Origin of the sequence: Fulvivirga sp., from assembly GCF_040220315.1 — a bacterium.
Lineage (GTDB): Bacteria > Bacteroidota > Bacteroidia > Cytophagales > Cyclobacteriaceae > Fulvivirga.
In genome coordinates this window covers 1-18,928 of record NZ_JAVJUY010000188.1, presented here as the reverse complement: position 1 = coordinate 18,928, position 18,928 = coordinate 1, and the positions used below count along the sequence as shown (strand labels likewise).

At 36.7% G+C, this 18,928-nt stretch carries 17 protein-coding genes; 8 read left to right on the top strand and 9 right to left on the bottom strand.

Annotation, left to right across the window (positions count from 1 at the left end; translation table 11 throughout):
• The 6 genes from RLO81_RS09050 to panC all read right to left on the bottom strand — a co-directional run.
• Nucleotides 1-163, bottom strand: a 163-nt coding sequence (locus tag RLO81_RS09050; protein WP_350110341.1) for an acyl-CoA dehydrogenase family protein, incomplete at its 3' end; no start/stop codon positions are given.
• 87 nt (nt 164-250) lie between these two features.
• Nucleotides 251-943: a zinc metallopeptidase gene (locus tag RLO81_RS09045; protein ID WP_350110338.1), complete on the bottom strand. Its 693-nt coding sequence runs from the start codon at nt 941-943 to the stop codon at nt 251-253.
• A 4-nt stretch (nt 944-947) separates the two neighbouring features.
• Entirely contained in the window at nt 948-1,436 is a 489-nt protein-coding gene (gene rfaE2, locus RLO81_RS09040) for a D-glycero-beta-D-manno-heptose 1-phosphate adenylyltransferase (RefSeq protein ID WP_350110335.1), read from the bottom strand.
• A complete protein-coding gene (locus RLO81_RS09035) occupies nt 1,417-2,457 on the bottom strand; it encodes a lysylphosphatidylglycerol synthase transmembrane domain-containing protein (RefSeq protein ID WP_350110332.1) in 1,041 nt (346 codons plus the stop codon). The genes rfaE2 and RLO81_RS09035 overlap by 20 nt, the downstream gene beginning before the upstream one ends.
• 8 nt (nt 2,458-2,465) lie before the next feature.
• Nucleotides 2,466-2,813, bottom strand: a complete 348-nt coding sequence (panD, locus tag RLO81_RS09030) for an aspartate 1-decarboxylase (RefSeq protein WP_205723124.1) — start codon at nt 2,811-2,813, stop codon at nt 2,466-2,468.
• A gap of 13 nt (nt 2,814-2,826) precedes the next feature.
• The gene (panC, locus tag RLO81_RS09025) at nt 2,827-3,666 is read right to left on the bottom strand and encodes a pantoate--beta-alanine ligase (RefSeq protein WP_350110329.1); all 840 of its coding nucleotides are present in this window, start codon (nt 3,664-3,666) and stop codon (nt 2,827-2,829) included.
• A 117-nt stretch (nt 3,667-3,783) separates the two neighbouring features.
• On the opposite strand from panC, the gene RLO81_RS09020 reads away from it, so the two are divergent.
• The 3 genes from RLO81_RS09020 to glmS are packed head-to-tail and all read left to right on the top strand — an operon-like array spanning nt 3,784 to nt 7,854.
• On the top strand, nt 3,784-4,590 hold the full coding sequence (locus RLO81_RS09020) for a glycogen/starch synthase (RefSeq protein WP_350110327.1): 807 nt from the start codon (nt 3,784-3,786) through the stop codon (nt 4,588-4,590).
• Nucleotides 4,574-6,016, top strand: coding sequence for a hypothetical protein (locus tag RLO81_RS09015; RefSeq protein WP_350110324.1), 1,443 nt, complete (start codon nt 4,574-4,576; stop codon nt 6,014-6,016). The genes RLO81_RS09020 and RLO81_RS09015 overlap by 17 nt, the downstream gene beginning before the upstream one ends.
• Nucleotides 6,017-6,018: 2 nt before the next feature.
• Complete coding sequence (gene glmS / locus RLO81_RS09010) at nt 6,019-7,854, top strand: glutamine--fructose-6-phosphate transaminase (isomerizing) (RefSeq protein ID WP_350110321.1); 1,836 nt, start codon at nt 6,019-6,021, stop codon at nt 7,852-7,854.
• On the opposite strand, the gene RLO81_RS09005 is transcribed toward glmS, so the two are convergent.
• A complete protein-coding gene (locus RLO81_RS09005; RefSeq protein WP_350110318.1) occupies nt 7,855-8,505 on the bottom strand; it encodes a 3-hydroxyacyl-CoA dehydrogenase family protein in 651 nt (216 codons plus the stop codon).
• A 59-nt stretch (nt 8,506-8,564) separates the two neighbouring features.
• Here RLO81_RS09005 and RLO81_RS09000 point away from each other — a divergent pair, with 59 nt between their 5' ends.
• The 5 genes from RLO81_RS09000 (at nt 8,565) to RLO81_RS08980 (ending at nt 13,413) form a co-directional block, all read left to right on the top strand.
• Complete coding sequence (locus RLO81_RS09000) at nt 8,565-8,942, top strand: RidA family protein (protein ID WP_350110315.1); 378 nt, start codon at nt 8,565-8,567, stop codon at nt 8,940-8,942.
• A gap of 66 nt (nt 8,943-9,008) precedes the next feature.
• Nucleotides 9,009-10,553, top strand: coding sequence for a glutamate--tRNA ligase (gltX, locus tag RLO81_RS08995; RefSeq protein WP_350110312.1), 1,545 nt, complete (start codon nt 9,009-9,011; stop codon nt 10,551-10,553).
• Nucleotides 10,546-10,779: a hypothetical protein gene (locus RLO81_RS08990; protein WP_350110309.1), complete on the top strand. Its 234-nt coding sequence runs from the start codon at nt 10,546-10,548 to the stop codon at nt 10,777-10,779. The genes gltX and RLO81_RS08990 overlap by 8 nt, the downstream gene beginning before the upstream one ends.
• Before the next feature lie 154 nt (nt 10,780-10,933).
• On the top strand, nt 10,934-12,148 hold the full coding sequence (locus tag RLO81_RS08985) for an NAD(P)-dependent oxidoreductase (RefSeq protein WP_350110306.1): 1,215 nt from the start codon (nt 10,934-10,936) through the stop codon (nt 12,146-12,148).
• An 80-nt stretch (nt 12,149-12,228) separates the two neighbouring features.
• Nucleotides 12,229-13,413: a Pycsar system effector family protein gene (locus tag RLO81_RS08980; protein ID WP_350110303.1), complete on the top strand. Its 1,185-nt coding sequence runs from the start codon at nt 12,229-12,231 to the stop codon at nt 13,411-13,413.
• On the opposite strand, the gene ppk1 is transcribed toward RLO81_RS08980, so the two are convergent.
• The gene (gene ppk1, locus RLO81_RS08975; protein WP_350110300.1) at nt 13,410-15,458 is read right to left on the bottom strand and encodes a polyphosphate kinase 1; all 2,049 of its coding nucleotides are present in this window, start codon (nt 15,456-15,458) and stop codon (nt 13,410-13,412) included. The two genes, RLO81_RS08980 and ppk1, sit on opposite strands and share 4 nt — an antisense overlap.
• Nucleotides 15,459-15,516: 58 nt before the next feature.
• Nucleotides 15,517-18,771 (bottom strand): TonB-dependent receptor, encoded by a 3,255-nt coding sequence (locus tag RLO81_RS08970; protein ID WP_350110297.1) that lies wholly within the window; start codon nt 18,769-18,771, stop codon nt 15,517-15,519.
• Nucleotides 18,772-18,928: the final 157 nt, after the last annotated feature.

Here is an 18,928-nt window from a genome sequence, read left to right as displayed (position 1 = left end):
TCATCATTCCTAAGAATCCTAACTCACCCATTTTTTTCACTTGCTCTTTAGGATATTCCTGGTTGTTATCACGCTCAATTACACCAGGTAATAACTCAGTTTGCGCAAAGTCTCTTGCGGCATCTCTAACTGCCAGTTGTTCTTCAGTCAATTCAAAATCCATATCTTATTAAAAAGGTTTTTATTAATAAACAAAAAGGGTCAGGAATGTTCTTCCTGACCCGCAAAATTACATTTATTTTACAATTGCTTAATCCCTGTTACCCAAAAATAGGCTTAGGTAATATAACAGGGTAACCAAAGAACCTAATGCCACAACTACGTATGTCATTGCAGCCCACTTTAGTGCGTCTTTAGCCATTCCGTGTTCTTGACTATTTACAATCCCTCTCTCGTCTATCCAGGCTAGCGCTCTCTTACTGGCATCAAATTCAACAGGTAATGTTACAAATGAAAATAATGTCATAATACTATATGCACCAATGATAACAAGCAAAGCCATATTCCATGGTATAAATGATGGAAGCATAAATCCTCCAAAAAGCATAACCATAAAAATAACATTCAAAATTTTAGCACTGGCATTTTGCATTGGTACCATGGCTGACCTAAATTCTAACATACTATATGCCGTAGCATGTTGCACAGCATGGCCGCACTCATGTGAAGCCACAGCAGCTGCTGCAGCATTTCTACCATGATATACCTCTTTACTTAGGTTCACCGTTCTGTTCACTGGATTGTAGTGATCCGTTAATTGACCTTCAACACAGGTAACATCTACATCCTGAATGCCATGGTCTGCTAGCATTAACTTTGCTATTTCAGCCCCAGAAAGATTTCTTCCCAAAGGAATTTGAGAATATTTCTTAAACTTACTTTTTAACCTTGAGCTCACGGCAAAACTGAGTATGCCGAAAACTATCATAATCACAATGATCATATTCTTACTTATTTAATTTTTTTATTTTTTCTACCAAGTTGGTTGTTGAATAACCATCTACCAATGGTACTGTTTCAACTCTTCCACCGTTTTTTACGACAAAATCCGCACCAACTATATTTTCTGCCAAATAGTCATTTCCTTTAACGAGAATGTCAGGAGCTAAAGTTTCAATAATTTCTTTCGGGGTATCTTCTGAGAAGTATACTACTGCATCTACAAATTCCAAAGCCGCTATTAACCTGCCGCGAGATACCTCATTATTTAATGGTCGCTCTTTTCCTTTAAGCCTTTTAACTGATGTATCTGTATTTAATGCCACCACTAACCTATCTCCTAAGCCTTTTGCTTTTTCCAGGTAATCAACATGCCCCAGATGCAATATATCAAAACAGCCATTCGTAAAAACCACTTCATTACCTGACTTTTTCCAGTCTTGCCTTAGGTCTTTTAATTTATCGACTGTTAAAATTTTAGTTGCTGTGTTTTTCACTTTTTGTTCTTATTATTTGACTTATGATCATTGACATTGCACCTACAATGATTATCACTAGTGTCTGCCACCCATGAAATATAAAAGTAAACGCTACAGCCTTATCTTTGGGTAAAGCATACAACAAAATTAAACCTGTTGAAACCAGCACATGAAAACTACCAGCACCACCAGGCAATGGCATAGCCATGGCAATTCCACCGATAACAAAAATTGTTAATGCTGCACCTAAACCCAAACTCTCTGTTTCTGGAAAAGCAAGCATCACAAAATACATCATTAAATAGTAGCACACCCAAATAAGTAAGGAATGTATAATAAATATGGTCCTGCTTTCAAGTTGTAAAACAGATTTAACCCCATCTTTAATTCCTGACAAGGTGTTTTTAGATTTAAGTAAAAACCTCAACATCAAAAACCTTCTCCTCTTTAAAAGAAATCTAAATATGAGCCATATGGCTACTATAAAAGTTATCCCTGATACACTAATCAAGAAATAGGATTTATCACTTTGTTGATTTGTTAGTGCCTGAACTTCCTTGGATTGAAAAAACATCAATAAACTCTCCAATTCAATAAAGAAGGAGATGGACAATAAAATGATAAGGAAAACTAAGTCAATAACTCGTTCGGCAACAACTGTACCTAAAGAGACATTGACAGGTGTTCCATTTAATCTGTATAAATTGAAACATCTCGAAACTTCGCCCCCTCTTGGTATCGCAAGGTTTATAAAGTACCCAATCATTACAGAAAGAAAACCTTGGCCGATTGTTAATTTGTAACCTATAGGGTTAAGCAACAATTTCCATCTCTGAGCACGGATGAAGTGGCTTAGGAGTGCCACGAACGCTGAAAGAAATAAGAATAACTTATCGGCAGAGTTCCAAACGGAAAGCAGGTAATTTGATTTACTTTCTCCTTCACTTACTTCTATGCTATCAAAAGAAAGCCAAAGAAGCACGGCTGTAATAAGCAGCATTGCCACATATTTCAGGAAATTTTTAATCTTCTTCCCCATCAATTGTATTATGGAAGGTTGTTGTCTGCGTCAGGAAAAATGATTGACGGTTTAAAAGTTTTAGCTTCTTCAAAATCCATAGACGCATAAGAAATAATAATAATGATGTCACCCACTTGAACGCGCCTGGCGGCAGGGCCGTTGAGGCAAACCATACCACTACCTCTTTCTCCTTTAATCGTGTATGTTTCTATGCGTTCACCATTATTAATGTTCACTATTTGCACTTTTTCGCCCTCAATCATATTGGCTGCCTCCAATAAATCTTCATCTATTGTTATGCTTCCAACATAATGCAATTCGGCTTGTGTAACCTTAACGCGGTGTATCTTTGATTTGAGTACTTCTATATTCACGACTGCAAAGTTGCTAAAAAATCCTGTTATCTATAAGTCTTATGCCTTCAACTACTGCTGCTATGCACAATGCAACAGAATTGTCGTTCAATTTGTTCGATACAGCTTTCATTGTTTCAGAATCAACTAATTCTAAATATTCAACTTCGATACCCTTATCTTTTAAATAGTTAATTGATTCCGACTTATATTCATCAAAGCTAATACCGCTTAGTAATTGACTTTCTAATTGCGCAAGACTTTTGTTTATATGTGCCGCAATATTTTTTCCTTCAATACTAAGCCTTTCATTTCTAGATGACTTTGCTAAACCGGATGATTCCCTTACCGTTGGTACACTTATAATACTCACAGGGAACGATAAATCTTTTACAAGTTGCTTAATAATAGCAAGTTGTTGTAAATCCTTTTGTCCAAAATAGGCGAAATCAGGGTTAACAATGTGAAATAGTTTGGATACTACAACAGCTACCCCATTAAAGTGCCCTGGTCTGTGTAATCCCTCCATGGTGGATTCTAGCCAGCCAAAATTAAATTTCAATCGGGTTTCCTCTTTATATATTTCATCGGCTTCCGGAAGAAACAGTGCATCACATTCCACCGCCTTCAATAGCTCTATATCGCGATCTGTGGTTCTTGGATAATTAATTAAATCTTCCTGATTATTAAATTGAGTCGGATTGACAAATATGCTGCATACGACAATGTCAGATTGGTTTCTGGCTACCCGCAGCAATTCAGAATGGCCTGAATGCAAAGCGCCCATGGTAGGCACAAAACCAATGGATTTATTTAAAAACCTTTGTTCTGATATAAATTGGCGTAGCTCTGAAATCTTACGGAAAACCCTCATCAGATTTTTATAAAAGGTCGCAAACTTAAGTTTTTCAAAATATAAAATCTTGAATTAAGGAGAAAATTTTGTACTTTTGTGCTTTCATTCTGCATACTAAATCAAATCAATACATATATGTCAAATCTACGCATTCTTTATGTTGCCAGTGAAATAAATCCGTTCTTACAAACATCAGAGGTTGCAGATTTCGTAAGAAAGCTGCCTCAGGCCATGCAAGAAAAGGGAATGGAAATAAGAATACTGGTACCAAGGTTTGGATTGATTAATGAAAGAAAAAACAGGCTCCATGAGGTTGTTAGGCTTTCAGGAATCAATATTTCGGTGGGTGATGAAGAGAAGCCATTGGTAATAAAGGTAGCATCAATTCCAAATGCTAAGCTTCAGGTTTACTTCATTGATAATGAAGATTATTTTCACAGAAAATCAGTTTTCCATGATAAGGAAAATAAATTTTATGAAGATAATGACGAACGTGCAATATTTTTCTGCAAGGGCGTTATAGAAACTGTAAAGAAATTGGGATGGGCGCCAGATGTTGTTCACTGTAATGATTGGATGACGAGCTTAATACCACTTTATTTAAAAACCACTTATAAAAATGACCCTTTGTTTAAGGAGACCAAGTCGGTTTTCAACATTCACAACAATAGCTTTTCCCATAAGTTTGGAGGAGATTTAATTGAAAAAGTGAAAATGATGGATATTGAGGATAGCATGCTTTCTAATTTAGAAAGCGCTGATTATAATGGATTCATCAAATTAGGTATGGAATTTTCAGACTTAGTAATAAGTCCGGAAAATGATAAATCTCTTGATGAATTGATTAAACAAGCTAAAGAAGAGAAGAAGTTAGAAGTAATTGAACAGGACGATAATTTTTCAGAATCTTATTACAACTTATATAATGAACTTGTGGGATAGAAAATTGGGGCTGTTGCTAATAACAGCCCTGACATTCTTCGCGTGTGAAGAGGAAATAGGACAATTAAATTTAACCCCAGAAAATAATTTGGGGATTTTTTTTGCAGAACAATCAGTTTCTGATGACATTGAGCAGCTTTGGGTGGGTAGTGCCCCATCTTCTTTTCAGGGCAGGCTGTTTGCCGGGCATTATGTAGATCCAAACTTTGGTAATATTGATGCAACAGGATATTGTGACATATCTATTGGAGAGGTAAGGACTGATCCCAAATTGATCACTACAGCCGAATATATTGATTTAGAAATAAATCTTAGAATTAGAGAGGCCACTGGAACATTTACAGCCATTGATGTTCAACAATTTGATATTTTTCAATTGGCAGAACCTATCAATGAAGAAGAACAACTTACGAGTTCATCTGTGTTGAATCTGGGAAATAAAGTGGGTGAAGCCGAATTTATTCTTTACCCAGATTCTATTAATTTAGAAATTCCGGAAGGTGTTAGTGCAGATGAACGAGTTCTATATGACGCAAGCGGAATTTACATTTATAAGATAAATTTAAATTTATCTGAGGAATTTAAGCAAGAGTTTTTTGAGGCGTTTATAAGTTCAACGGTAGACGCTGTAGAAGTATTATCCATCGACTCTTCAGGAGCTGTAAACGATACAACTTTCACAATTAATTCTTCTACCAGGGCAACTCTACTAGATCAAAAACTAAAAGGATTGGCAATCGTTCCTAATCAGGCAAACACGGCTATTATTGGTTTCGATTTACTCGATCCTAATACAAATATTGGCTTAGACTATACTGTGGAAAACGTACTTGGTTCTCGGGTAGATGAACGTGGATTATTCATTTTAAATTCATTGAAATCATTTACCAACTTCACACCCAATGAGGATAACCCCTGGAATGGAGGAGCTTTTGATGGTTTGTCTGAGATTAATCAGCTATTTCCATCCGGTGATGATCAAGTATATTTCCAAGCTGGAACGAACATGTTTTTTTCGGTGGATGTATCAGAATTCAGAGATTTAAGAGATAGTATTCCGAATATCATTATTCAGCGAGCGGTACTTTCAATAGAAAATTTAATTAACCCACAAGCTAGAATTGAAAATCCAACGAGTTTAAGTTTTTTAATGACCAATGAGCAAGAATTAAGTGAAGGGATTCTTAGCAATAATGCGGAAGGTACATTGCTCTCTGATCTTCCAAATCTTGTTACATTTAACAGCACCACAGAAACTTACACGGTAGAAATACCGCTCTACTTACAAGGTATTGTTGACGATCAAAACCCTTATGATAAAATTATTGTTGGCCTTAATACTTTGGCCAGGGATATAAGTATAAGAAGCTTTGTAGTGGATAAGCAGGACATAAAGATTCAATATTATTATTCGATAACTAATTAGATATGTGTGGAATTGTAGCATATGTTGGGCATCGTGAGGCACACGATGTAATCATCAAAGGACTAAAAAGGCTCGAGTATAGAGGCTATGATAGTGCAGGGATAGCCTTGCTAAATGGAGGTTTGAATGTTTATAAGAAGAAGGGCAAAGTTTCAGAGTTAGAGGAATATGTTAAAGGTGTTGAGCTATCAAGTACAATAGGCATTGGCCATACACGTTGGGCAACACACGGAGAACCAAATGATATTAACGCCCACCCGCATTATTCACAGTCAAAAAATTTGGCAATTATTCATAATGGGATAATTGAAAACTACAGTTCACTAAAGCAAGAATTGTTAAATAAAGGGCACGTTTTTCAAAGTGATACTGACTCCGAAGTTTTCATTCACTTTATTGAAGATATTCAGGTAAATAATAATTGCACATTGGATGAAGCAGTTCGATTAGCTCTTACAAAAGTGGTTGGGGCATATGCTATCGTGATCATGTCAAAAGACAATCCTGATCAGCTTATAGCAGCTCGTAAAGGTAGTCCATTAGTTATAGGTGTAGGAAAAGATGAGTTTTTCTTGGCTTCAGATGCCACACCAATAATAGAGTATACGAATGAGGTTGTGTACCTTAACGAGCATGAAATTGCTGTTATTGATGGAGGCGAACTTAAAATTAAGAATACGCAAGACGTACCATTAACACCTTATATTCAAACGCTAGATATGGAATTAGAGGCGATAGAAAAAGGTGGATATGAGCATTTTATGCTTAAAGAAATTTTTGAGCAACCTAAATCGATCAGCGATTGTATGCGAGGTAGGCTGGATGCCAATTCTGGCAGGTTAGTGCTAGGTGGCATTCGGGAATACGCTAATAAGCTAGTTAATGCCGATAGAATAATCATTGTAGCTTGTGGCACATCCTGGCATGCCGGTTTGGTTGCAGAGTATTTCTTTGAAGAATTTTGTCGAATTCCGGTTGAAGTAGAATATGCATCAGAATTCAGATATCGCAATCCAATAATCAACGAAGGTGATGTGGTGATTGCCATTTCACAATCGGGTGAAACAGCTGACACACTGGCTGCTATAGAATTGGCAAAATCAAAAGGAGCAATAATATTTGGAGTGTGTAATGTGGTAGGTTCTTCCATTGCCAGAACATCTCATGAGGGCGCCTATACACATGCGGGGCCTGAAATAGGTGTGGCAAGCACAAAAGCATTTACGGCTCAGTTAACTGTTCTCAATATGATTGCACTGCGTGTAGCACATAAAAAAGGAACTATTTCTGAAAGAAGGTATCATGAACTACTAGTAGAGTTAGAAAATATCCCTGCCAAAGTAGAAAAAGCACTTAAGCTAGAGCCTATGATTAAGGAAATAGCTGAGCTTTTTAAAGATGCCAGAAACTTTCTTTACTTAGGAAGAGGATTTAACTTTCCTGTTGCCCTTGAAGGTGCTCTTAAGTTAAAAGAAATTTCTTATATCCATGCAGAAGGATATCCGGCAGCGGAAATGAAGCATGGCCCTATAGCTTTGATAGATGAGGAAATGCCCGTTGTATTTATTGCAACAAGGGATAGTTCATATGACAAAGTAGTTTCAAACATCCAGGAAGTAAAAGCTAGAAAAGGCAAAGTAATTGCCATTGTAACTGAAGGGGATGTATTAATACCTCAAATGGCAGAATTTGTCATTGAAGTTCCTAAAACTGATGAGGCTCTTATGCCTATGGTTTCAGTAATACCATTGCAATTACTTTCTTATCATATAGCTGTGTTAAGAGGTTGTAATGTTGATCAGCCAAGAAATTTAGCAAAATCAGTTACTGTAGAGTAATTAACTGCTTAAATATTCTTTTTTTAACAAGGGCGCTATTTTATAGCGCTCTTCTTTTGTGTCTTCATAAATGGCTTCCAGGCCTTCATACACTTCTTCAATGCCGATAAGTGCTGACCACTCGAATGGGCCGTAGGGATAATTTGTACCTAGCTTCATTCCTAAATCGATGTCTTCTTTTGTAGCGGTACCTTCCTGTACTGTATAAAAAGCCTCATTAATTATCATCAATACTATTCTTGGTGTAACAAGTCCTACCCTATCATCAACAAGCTGATATTCCCACTTAAGTTTATTAAATCCTTCAGAAACCTCGCCTGAAAGCGATGATATTTCGAAGATTTCTCTGTTGATAAAGGATGGAAGGCCATTAAAGCCATAAATTTCTGCTGAAGAGGATCCAAATGTATAAGTAAGTTCTGCCAATGTTACTTTTACTGTATTAAGTAAAATAACACTATCGTTCAGCTCTTTATAGTCTAGATAATTTTCAGGATTATTTGCAATATCAAAATCAACAATTACATCAAACTGAGTTAAATCCTCAATTTTGTCAAGATTAATACAACTAATCAGGTTAGCTGTGCCACTCAATTTGGCCTCTAGCTCACTTACGCATCTATCATTACCGACAGCAAGAACATTTATCATCAATTATTATCTTAGTAACCGAATTCAAAATTAAATAAATTAACTACAAGGATATAGGAATGAAGAAGATAGTAAACAGTAATAAAGCACCAGAACCTATTGGGCCTTACAGTCAGGCCGTTATGGCTAGTGATACACTCTATGTTTCCGGGCAAATAGCCATAAACCGGGCATCCGGTGAGCTTATTCAAGACAATATTCAAGCAGAGACGAAGCAAGTAATGGAAAACCTGGGACACGTGCTAAAAGAAGCAAATATGTCTTATGCCAATATTGTTAAATGTTCGATCTTCATTAAAAATATGGACGATTTCGGCTCTATCAACGAAATATATGGTCAGTATTTTGACGAGTTACCTCCTGCAAGGGAAACTGTTGAAGTTAGCAAGTTGCCAAAAAATGTAAATGTCGAAATTTCATGCATTGCGGTTCGGTAATAAAGTAATTCTAAGGTGCTTTTGAATAGACCATTTTGTAATTTTGCGCCCCAATTACATTAAGGTATGGCTAAAGAAGTGAGAGTACGATTCGCCCCGAGTCCAACAGGGGCATTGCATGTAGGTGGTGTAAGAACTGCATTATATAATTACCTATTCGCCAGAAAAAATGGTGGTAAGTTCATTCTTAGAATTGAAGACACTGATCAATCTAGGTTTGTTGAAGGAGCTGAAGAGTATATTTTTGAGTCTTTAGATTGGGCCGGTCTACATCCTGATGAAGGGCCAAATTCGGGTGGGCCTTATGGGCCTTACAGGCAATCTGAGAGAAAATCATTCTATAAAAAGTATGCCCAGCAACTCATTGATAATGGGCATGCCTACTATGCATTTGATACTACTGAAGAGCTTGACGCGATGCGCGAAAGGTTAAAGGCTGCCAAAGTTGAGACGTTGCATTATAACAGCATCACCCGAATGCAAATGAAAAATTCGCTTACCCTTACTGAGGAAGAAGTAAACGAGAAGTTATCTTCAGGAGAACCGTATGTTATTAGGCTTAAAGTGCCTAGAAAGGAAGATGTTCGATTAAATGATATGATTAGAGGCTGGGTAATGGTACATTCTTCTGCCATAGATGACAAAGTTCTGATGAAATCTGATGGGATGCCAACCTACCATCTGGCAAATGTAGTGGATGATTATCTAATGAAGATCAGCCATGTTATAAGGGGTGAAGAATGGTTACCTTCAGCACCACTCCATGTTCTTCTTTATAAGTATTTGGGCTGGGAAGATTCTATGCCACAATTCGCGCACCTGCCATTATTGCTTAAGCCAGATGGAAATGGAAAATTAAGCAAACGGGATGGCGACAAATTAGGTTTCCCTGTTTTCCCTATCACAGGCCAATTCCCTGACAAAGAGGGTAAACTTGAACCATATTCAGGGTTTAGGGAAGCGGGATACTTACCGGATGCCTTTATCAATTTTCTTGCGTTTTTGGGATGGAACCCTGGAACTGAGCAAGAACTATTTTCGATGAACGAGTTAGTTGATGCATTCTCGATAGATAGAATCGGAAAATCAGGAGCTAAATTTGATATTGAAAAAGCAAAGTGGTATAATCAACAGTACATAAAGGCTAAGCCTGCCAGCGAATTGGTAAACTATATGAGTGATAAGATTGAAGCACATCACATTCAATATAGTCATTCATCTTTAGAAAAAATATGTGATGTTCTTAAAGAACGTGTAGAGTTTCCTGAAGAATTGTGGAACGAGGCTCAGATTTTCTTCGTTAAACCAGTGAGCTATGACGAGAAAGTAACAAGTAAAAAATGGAACCAAACAGTTGTTGAAGTTCTCACAGAATATAAATCTATTCTATTGGATAGTGTTGATTTGGATTCAGAAAATGCCAAAACTCTACTGAATGAAGTTTTGGAAAGGCAAGGTGTAAAAATGGGTATGGTCATGCAGAGTTTGCGTGTAGCTCTTACAGGGCAAGGTAGTGGTCCTGATTTAATGCAAGTTATAGAAATACTGGGGGCTAGGGAGTCATCCGATAGAATTACAGCTGCAATTGAAAACATTCAAATAGATGCCTAAGAAAAAGAAAAATACGAAAGAGGAAGAGAAACGAAAAGAAAAACCTACGGTAAACAAAGATTTAGAAGGCTTTAACGTAGAAATCGATTCTTTTGGTGAGTTAAAGACAAGTTATAATATTGACAAAATCAATGAGTTCCTGAACAAAAATGTCGAAGACAAAAAGCTTGTCGACCGAGAAGATTACGAAGAATTAAAGTCAGGTAAAAGTGATGAAGAAGAGTAATCTTTAAACAATTTCTATCAAACCCATTTGCACTGATTTCTTATTAATTTCCAAGCTTCCTCCTCTCTCATGCAACTTTAAACATACTTCAACGCACATTGGAGTAATGAGTTGATTAACATTATATTTGCCTGAATAACTAATCATATACCCTATGAGTAATCTTAAAGTTGGCATCTTAAAAGAAGGGAAAGTCCCCGTTGATAAGCGTGTACCCATAGTTCCTTTTCAAGCCAGAGAGATTATGAATTCCTTTCCTCATGTGAAGGTTGTTGTTCAAAAAAGTGATATAAGATGCTACAATGATTCCGACTATCGCAGCGAAGAAATTGAGCTGGTTGACACGGTAGAAAATTGTGACATCCTTATGGGTGTTAAAGAAGTACCGATTAAAAATTTGATTGAAGGCAAAACTTATTTATTCTTTTCACACACCATTAAAGAACAGCCGTATAACCGAGAATTATTAAGGGAAATTTTAAAAAAGAATATCAGACTTATAGACTATGAGCTACTCACCGATAGTGAAGGAACTAGAGTAGTAGCTTTTGGCAGATATGCAGGATTGGTAGGGGCATATAATGGCATTTTAACTTATGGCAAACGGTACAATTTATTTAACATCAGACCAGCCAATAAGTGCTTCGACTTAGAGGATTTGAAAACGGAATATGAAAAAGTTGACCTTCCTGCAATAAAGATAGCCGTAACTGGTGGAGGCCGTGTTTCAAGAGGTGCCATGGAGGTACTAAACGGTATGAGAATACGTAAAGTAACACCTGCTGATTACATAAGCGAATTATATGATGAGCCTGTATATACCCAACTAAACTCGCGGGATTACAATAAAGCGAAAGATGGATCTGAGTTTAACCGAGGGGATTTCTACAATTCGCCACACTTGTATGAAAGTGATTTTGCCAAATTCTCAGAAGTAACTGACTTATTAATTGCCGGAGCTTACTGGGATCCTGCTGCGCCAGTCTTATTTAAGAGAGAAGATATTCTGGCGCCTAATTTTAAAATTAGGGTAATCGCTGACATTACGTGCGATATTGAAGGATCAATACCATCCACCAAAAAACCGAGTACTATTGATGATCCAATCTATGACTATAACCCGTCAGAGGACAAGGTAGAACCTGCGCTTAAGGACGAAAGTAACATCACTGTTATGGCTGTTGACAATTTGCCTTGCGAACTACCAAGGGATGCATCGGTTGACTTTGGTAAAGAACTACTTAATAATGTGCTCCCGCATTTGTTCAATAAAGATTCTGAAGGGGTGATTGAACGAGCAACTATAACTAAGGACGGCAAGCTCACAGATCGGTTCAAATACCTACAAAATTATGTAGATGGAAAGTAAACGATTCTAATAGCTTGGGCGTTATTGTTTCAACTCAATAAATTTGGCTATTTTTATTCTTTATGGGAAAATCTGATCTATTGCAAAATTCTAAAGCTTTTGCGGAAGAAACCCTTTCGAAACTACCACAAGGCTTTACATACCATAATTTGCAGCATACCCAAGAAGTGGTTGAAGCAGTAGAGTTAATTGCCAAAGAAGAAGCTATTTCCAACAAAGATCTTGAAGTTTTAAAAATAGCAGCTTGGTTTCATGATTTGGGATATAAATGCGATGAGAAAAATCATGAAGAGGAAAGCGTGAAGTTGATGCACACAAAGTTAGCTGAATGGGGTGCCGATGATAATACCATTAGCAAGGTTGAAAAACTCATCATTAGTACCCGAATGCCACAAACCCCTAAGGATGAATTATCTAAAATAATCTGCGATGCAGATTTATTCCATCTTTCTACAGATTCATTTCAAAACAAAAGCGAGCAGCTAAGGGTAGAACTTTGTGATATTTGCAATCATAATATGAATTCATCCGAGTGGGAGAATAAAACACTAGATTTCATTAAATCTCATTCGTATTTCACTAATTATGGTAAAACAGTATTGGAACCTAAAAAACAGGAAAACCTTAAGTTTCTAAAAAAAAAACTAAAGAAGAAAAACAAATCTACAGATGAATTAGAGGCTAAGATTGAGAAACTGGAGGCTAAATTAGTTAAAGCCAAAACACAAAAGCCTGACAGAGGTATAGAAACTATGTTTCGAGTAACTTCCAAAAATCATTTGCAACTAAGTGCCATGGCCGATACTAAGGCCAACATCATGATATCTATTAACTCGATCATTTTATCGGTGCTGGTTTCTGTATTATTTAGAAAATTTGAAGACTACCCCCAACTTATAATTCCTGCGCTTATACTAGTAATCGTATGTTTAACAACAATCGTATTTGCTGTTTTAGCTACCAGGCCTAACGTATCTTCAGGAAAATTCACTAGGGAAGAAATTCGTGAGAAAAAAACCAATCTACTGTTTTTTGGCAATTTTCATGGAATGGAGCTAGATAACTATATGTGGGGAATGAAGGAAATGATGAAAGACGCAGAATTCCTCTACGGAAGCTTAATAAAGGATATCTATTTTTTAGGGATTGTGTTAGGCAAGAAATATAGAATGCTAAGGAAATCCTATAACGTATTCATGTTCGGATTTATCATAGCCATTCTAAGTTTTGTAATTGCGCTATTGCTTTATCCTAACAGCGCCTAACCCTCACGAGAGTTTAAATAACTATAAAAAGCTAATTGCGCTCTTACATCAGCTGTTTTATCCAACTTCTTATTCTTTAATTTAGCATTAAGAATCACCCCTTTTGTATTGTCTTCTAATTGCAACTCAAGCATTTTTATTACCTCTTCCTTGTGACTGCTTTCCAAAACAGGAAAGACTACTTCAATGCGTCTATAGAGATTTCGAACCATCCAATCAGCAGAACCTTGAAATATTTTGGGCTCCCCATTGTTATAAAAATAAAAGGCCCTTGAATGTTCTAAATATGAATCCACGATACGGTGAATTCTAATATTTTCACTCTGACCGGGGACTTCAGGTATCAGACAGCAAATAGATCGCACTATCATGTCAATCTTCACACCTGCATTGCTGGCATCATATAGTTTACTAATCATCCTCGTATCCTGAAGATTGTTAAGCTTAATGATGATATGTCCATTTCCTCCACTTTCAGTATTCTTTATTTCCTGATCAATTAATAACTCGAACGATTCAAGCAAGTTGAATTGTGAGACTAGAAGTGAATTAAACTTAGGTGCCATTTTACCCCTGTTTTCTAAATAATCGAACAAATGACTTAAATCTTCATTCATTGATCTATTAGTAGAAAAAATCGCTTGATCGGCATAAATTTCAGCAGTTTTTTCATTGAAGTTGCCTGTACCATAATATCCATAATACTGGCTTTCGTCTGCTTTTCTTTTTCTCACCAAAGCTACCTTGGCATGCACTTTAAGGCCGGGCATACTGTAAATAATAGTGATACCTGCTTGTTGCATTCGCTCCGCCCATAAAAGATTATTTTGTTCATCAAACCGGGCTTTGATCTCTACAAAAACAATAACCTTTTTACCATTATGTGCTGCACTTATAAGTGCATTGCATATAAATGATTCTGGCGCTATTCGGTAAAAGGTAGCCTTTATTTCTTCTACTTCAGGGTCTAGCGCAGCTTCATTAAAAAATCGTAAAACATAATCATATGATTGATAGGGGAAGTGAAGCATCACATCCTTTTTATCAATTGCATCGAAAATAGAGTCCGATTCTTCTAATTCTGTTTTAACTAAGGCTTCTAATGCCTTAGACTCAAGATCCGGCTTTAGCGGATTGGGCAATGAAAACAGATCGTACATATTGTGATATCTACCACCGGGCACTAAGTCATCTTCTTTTAAGCCTAATTTACCCGCTAAAAACTTCAGGATATTCTCAGGCATAAATTGATCATACAAAAACCGAGAGGGAACACCCAAGTTCCGTTTCGCAATCTGCTTTTTAATCTTATCAACTAAATCACCAGAATATTCGTCATCGATATATAAATCAGCATCTCTATTTATTTTGACAGAGTAACATCCCTGAATCATGTATTTCGGAAATAGAAATGGTAAATTCTCCCGTATTATATCATCTATTGCAATATAGTAGTACTTATCATCTGTTTTTGGTAACTCAATATATCTGGATAAGCTATCAGAAGGTATATTTAGCAAGGCGATTTCCTGCCCTCCCTTAGCTGATTTTAAATCAATGATGAAATAGAGTTTCCTATTTTCAAGAAAAATAGCGTTTTCTCCTTTTGTTAAAATTATCGGTTGCAAATAGGACAGAACTCTTGAACGAAAGTATTTTTTAAGAAATGGTATCTGTGTTTCCAAAATAGGTTCATCTCTATAAAAAATAATATTGTTTTCTCGGAGCTCCGGAATTATATCATCACGCTTTATTCTGCCAAATTCTTCCTGCTGTTCGTGTACTTCTCTTAAAATCTTAGTAAGAATTTTTTTTGGGCTTTTGTCTAATTTTGAGTTTATTTTCTTTTTATCAATCTCCACAATGCTTCGAATAGCCGCTACTCGCACCCTGAAAAACTCATCCAAATTGGACGAGTAAATGGCCAAGAACTTGATGCGATCATACACAGGTAAAGACTTATCCGCAGCTTCCATTAAAATTCGTTTATTAAAAGATAGCCAGGAAAGGTCTCTGTCGAAGTATTTGTATTCTGTTGTAGCCATTGTATTAAAGCAAAAGAGGCTCATTAGAGCCTCTTTTAGAGAAATAAATTCATTAACCTTAGTTACCAAATATATATCTAACGCCTAATTGCATTCTCCAAATTGACGGTGCATTATTGATGGTCCATGCCTCAGGTCTGTCAGAATAATTATAAACTGGTCGGCCAGACGCAGAATCGAAGCCTGTAAATTGCAATAGATTATAAGTATTAAATCTAACGTCATACTGTCTTCCCCATTCATTATTTAGGAAATTAGCCACGTTTTCAATATCCATTGTAAACTGAAGCCTATTCTTTTCCAGCACTTTAAACTCTTGCATTAAACGAAGGTCAATTAATGCTGTCCAAGGGGTTCTGGCACCATTTCTTTCTGCTATTTTGCCTCTATTCTCTTTTAAATAATCATCCCTTTCAATAAAGGCATTTAGCTCAGCCCATTGTTGAGCTTGGGTGGCTGCATCGGCAGGTACACCGCCTGAACCAAAAAGAATCTCACTCTGATTTCTTGGAATATATGCCTGATCATTACCAAATGAACCATCACCATTAAGATCTCCATTTACCATAAATGTAAACGGTGAGCCAGATTGGGCACTGAAGAAAACACCTATTGAAGTGGCAGCAAAATTCGCATATTCTTTTCTATAGTTTACATTACCAACAATCCGATGTCTCAAATCCCAAACAGAATAACTTAAATCAACGCTGTTAGGATTGCCTGGTGTAGGATTGAATTCCCAACCTGAATTGGCTGTGGTATGTGTACCACCATTAGCATCTTTTGAAACGCCATAGGTGTAAGCCAACATGGCAGATTGGTTGTTAGACCATGATTTGTTTAATTGACCAGTAAAGCTGTACTGATGCCCTTCATTGGTATTTGTTAGCAAGAAAACATCTCTGAAATTACCATTTATTTGATTATTGGAGAATGTTGGTCTGCCAGCCTCTGTTGGAATAGACCCATCAGGTTCAGCAAGCTGTAAATTCTGATACTGAATGGCGTTGATCGTTTTAGAATAGATTGCCTCGAAAGTGGCAGTTAATCCCCAAGGTAATTTAGTATCTACGGCAAGGTTCATTCTAAAATTTTGAGGCAATTTCAAATCCTCATCCAACACGTCAATTTGAGAAGTTGGAGCATTTGATTGCAAATTCTCTATTTCAGTGCGCACGGCAGGATCATTTACATCCACACCTAGTTGATCTGCAATAAAGTATTCATATGTTCTATTACCATCCGGATACAGAGGCACATTAGCACCACCGCGATTTATACGCACATCTGCCAGGGAAGTAGTGGCGCCTGAATTTGTGTAGGCATTGGAAATCCAAACGAAAGGCACTCTACCAGTAAATATTCCTAAACCACCCCTTACTTGAAGTGACTGATCTCCATTTACATCATAGTTAAACCCAAATCTCGGAGACCAAAGCAATTGACCACTTGGAACATCCTGTACATTTCTACCAAATTCCTGAACAAATAAAGGGTTAGCATTTGGCTCATCTAAGAACAAAGGAATATCAACTCTAAGACCAGCTGTTAACCTTAACTTTTCAGTAGCTTGGAACTCGTCTTGTACGTACCATCCTGTCTGTAAAAACCTCAGATCAACAGGCTGAAAACGGTCATTATAATAGTCTAAAGAATACCTTACCCTAAATCTTCCATTTGGACCTAAATCATTATTTAGAAAGTTATCTAGTCCATCATATTCATAGTGGCCAGGGTATCTGTTCACAAATGAATTGAATATGTCAAACATCTCATTATGGGTTCCAAATGTTAACGTATGCTTGTTCTTAAACAATGTGAAATTATTTGTTAACTGCGCTATTCCCTGCTTTAGCTCATTACCCACGGAACTTCGTTGTGAACCTGCTATCAGTGTGGTGTTGTTATCAGTATCTATTTCCACCATAGGAAATAACGGGCCATAATCATCCAAATTGCGTTCCCTGTTTATGCTTGTATAGCCAACTATTAAATTGTTAGACGCATTATCAGATAATCTTGATCTTAATTCTAAGATGGTTGAATTGCTGACCACATCATTCAAATACCCATTATTTTCAAATTCTAAACTATTTTGTGATCTGCCAATATTTTCATCAGTTGCTTTTAAATAACTGTGTCTAATTGATATTTGATGATCTTGATTGATATTATAATCCAACTTTCCAAAAATCTTTGTGTTCTGTCTTTCAGGAACTAGCGATCCAAATCCTCCTGGATCATAACCGAAATTATTCTGTAAATAATTTCTAACAGATTGAGCATCTTCGATACTAATGTTTGATACATTCGCTGGAACATCACCGCCAAATGCATCTAATTCAGCTTGTGAAACCAGTCTAATTTGATTTGGCGTTTCGGCTACTTCTCTCTCAACATTAACGAAGTAGAATAATTTATCCTTGATTATTGGACCACCCAATCTAGCACCGTATTGTTTATTAAAAAAAGGCGATTGTTTTTGAGGATCATCCCCAATTGTTTTACCGGCAAGATTCTCGTTTCTTACAAAGTAGTATGCAGACCCTTCGATATCATTGGTTCCAGATCTTGTAACAGCATTTATTCCTCCACCAGTGAATGACCCCTTCGTGACATCATAGGGAGCAACTAAAATGGAAATTTCTTCTATTGCATCTAAAGATATTGGCTCCGCACCAGAACTACTTCCAGGTAAACCATCAGAATTTAGTCCGAATGCGTCATTATTTACAGCGCCATCTATTGTAATATTGTTATATCTACTATTACTTCCTGCAATTGAAACTCCACCATTACCAACGCCTGATGCTGCTTGTGGCGTTAAACGAACAAAATCTTCAATTGACCTATTTATGGATGGGTTTTGATTAATTGTTTCAGTGTTAACGTTAGTTGCAGCACCAGTTCTTCCAGAATTTATAACTTCATCGGTTTTAGCGGAAATCACAACTTCTGCTAAAGTTTCAGTATTGTCATTTAATTGAAAATTTAAATTCCTTTTTTCCCCTAAAACAAGATTTATACCCTCCAATACCTGAGTATCATATCCAACAAAAGAAACAGTCACCTTATAGGGCCCACCAGTTCTCATGTTCACAATTGTATAATAGCCATCCAGATTTGAGATGGTTCCATAAGTAGTACCAGAAGGCGTGTGCACTACCACAATGTTGGCACCGGGAAGCGACTCACCAGCACCATCAGTAACCCTTCCATTCATGCTCGAAGAAGTTACCCCTTGTGCATGTGCAATGAGGCTCGCTCCGATCAAAATTGGAATAATAAGAAGACGTTGTAAAATTTGTTTCATAGTTTAAATTAATAGTGATTGATTTTTAATTTAAGTAAATATTTAGGATTAAAACAGACATTTAATCAATTTTAAATCCTTGCAAATTAACTGGGGATATGTTTCTTATACCCTCCTAAAAGTTTATTTAATTGTTAAGAATTCATGAAACAAAATA

Excerpts from the sequence above, each read along its gene's own strand:
- RLO81_RS09045 (WP_350110338.1), bottom strand. The coding sequence starts at position 943 with ATGATCATTGTGATTATGATAGTTTTCGGCATACTCAGTTTTGCCGTG.
- RLO81_RS09035 (WP_350110332.1), bottom strand. The coding sequence starts at position 2,457 with ATGGGGAAGAAGATTAAAAATTTCCTGAAATATGTGGCAATGCTGCTT.
- panC (WP_350110329.1), bottom strand. The coding sequence starts at position 3,666 with ATGAGGGTTTTCCGTAAGATTTCAGAGCTACGCCAATTTATATCAGAA.
- RLO81_RS09020 (WP_350110327.1), top strand. The coding sequence starts at position 3,784 with ATGTCAAATCTACGCATTCTTTATGTTGCCAGTGAAATAAATCCGTTC.
- RLO81_RS09015 (WP_350110324.1), top strand. The coding sequence starts at position 4,574 with ATGAACTTGTGGGATAGAAAATTGGGGCTGTTGCTAATAACAGCCCTG.
- glmS (WP_350110321.1), top strand. The coding sequence starts at position 6,019 with ATGTGTGGAATTGTAGCATATGTTGGGCATCGTGAGGCACACGATGTA.
- RLO81_RS09005 (WP_350110318.1), bottom strand. The coding sequence starts at position 8,505 with ATGATAAATGTTCTTGCTGTCGGTAATGATAGATGCGTAAGTGAGCTA.
- RLO81_RS09000 (WP_350110315.1), top strand. The coding sequence starts at position 8,565 with ATGAAGAAGATAGTAAACAGTAATAAAGCACCAGAACCTATTGGGCCT.
- gltX (WP_350110312.1), top strand. The coding sequence starts at position 9,009 with ATGGCTAAAGAAGTGAGAGTACGATTCGCCCCGAGTCCAACAGGGGCA.
- RLO81_RS08990 (WP_350110309.1), top strand. The coding sequence starts at position 10,546 with ATGCCTAAGAAAAAGAAAAATACGAAAGAGGAAGAGAAACGAAAAGAA.
- RLO81_RS08985 (WP_350110306.1), top strand. The coding sequence starts at position 10,934 with ATGAGTAATCTTAAAGTTGGCATCTTAAAAGAAGGGAAAGTCCCCGTT.
- ppk1 (WP_350110300.1), bottom strand. The coding sequence starts at position 15,458 with ATGGCTACAACAGAATACAAATACTTCGACAGAGACCTTTCCTGGCTA.
- RLO81_RS08970 (WP_350110297.1), bottom strand. The coding sequence starts at position 18,771 with ATGAAACAAATTTTACAACGTCTTCTTATTATTCCAATTTTGATCGGA.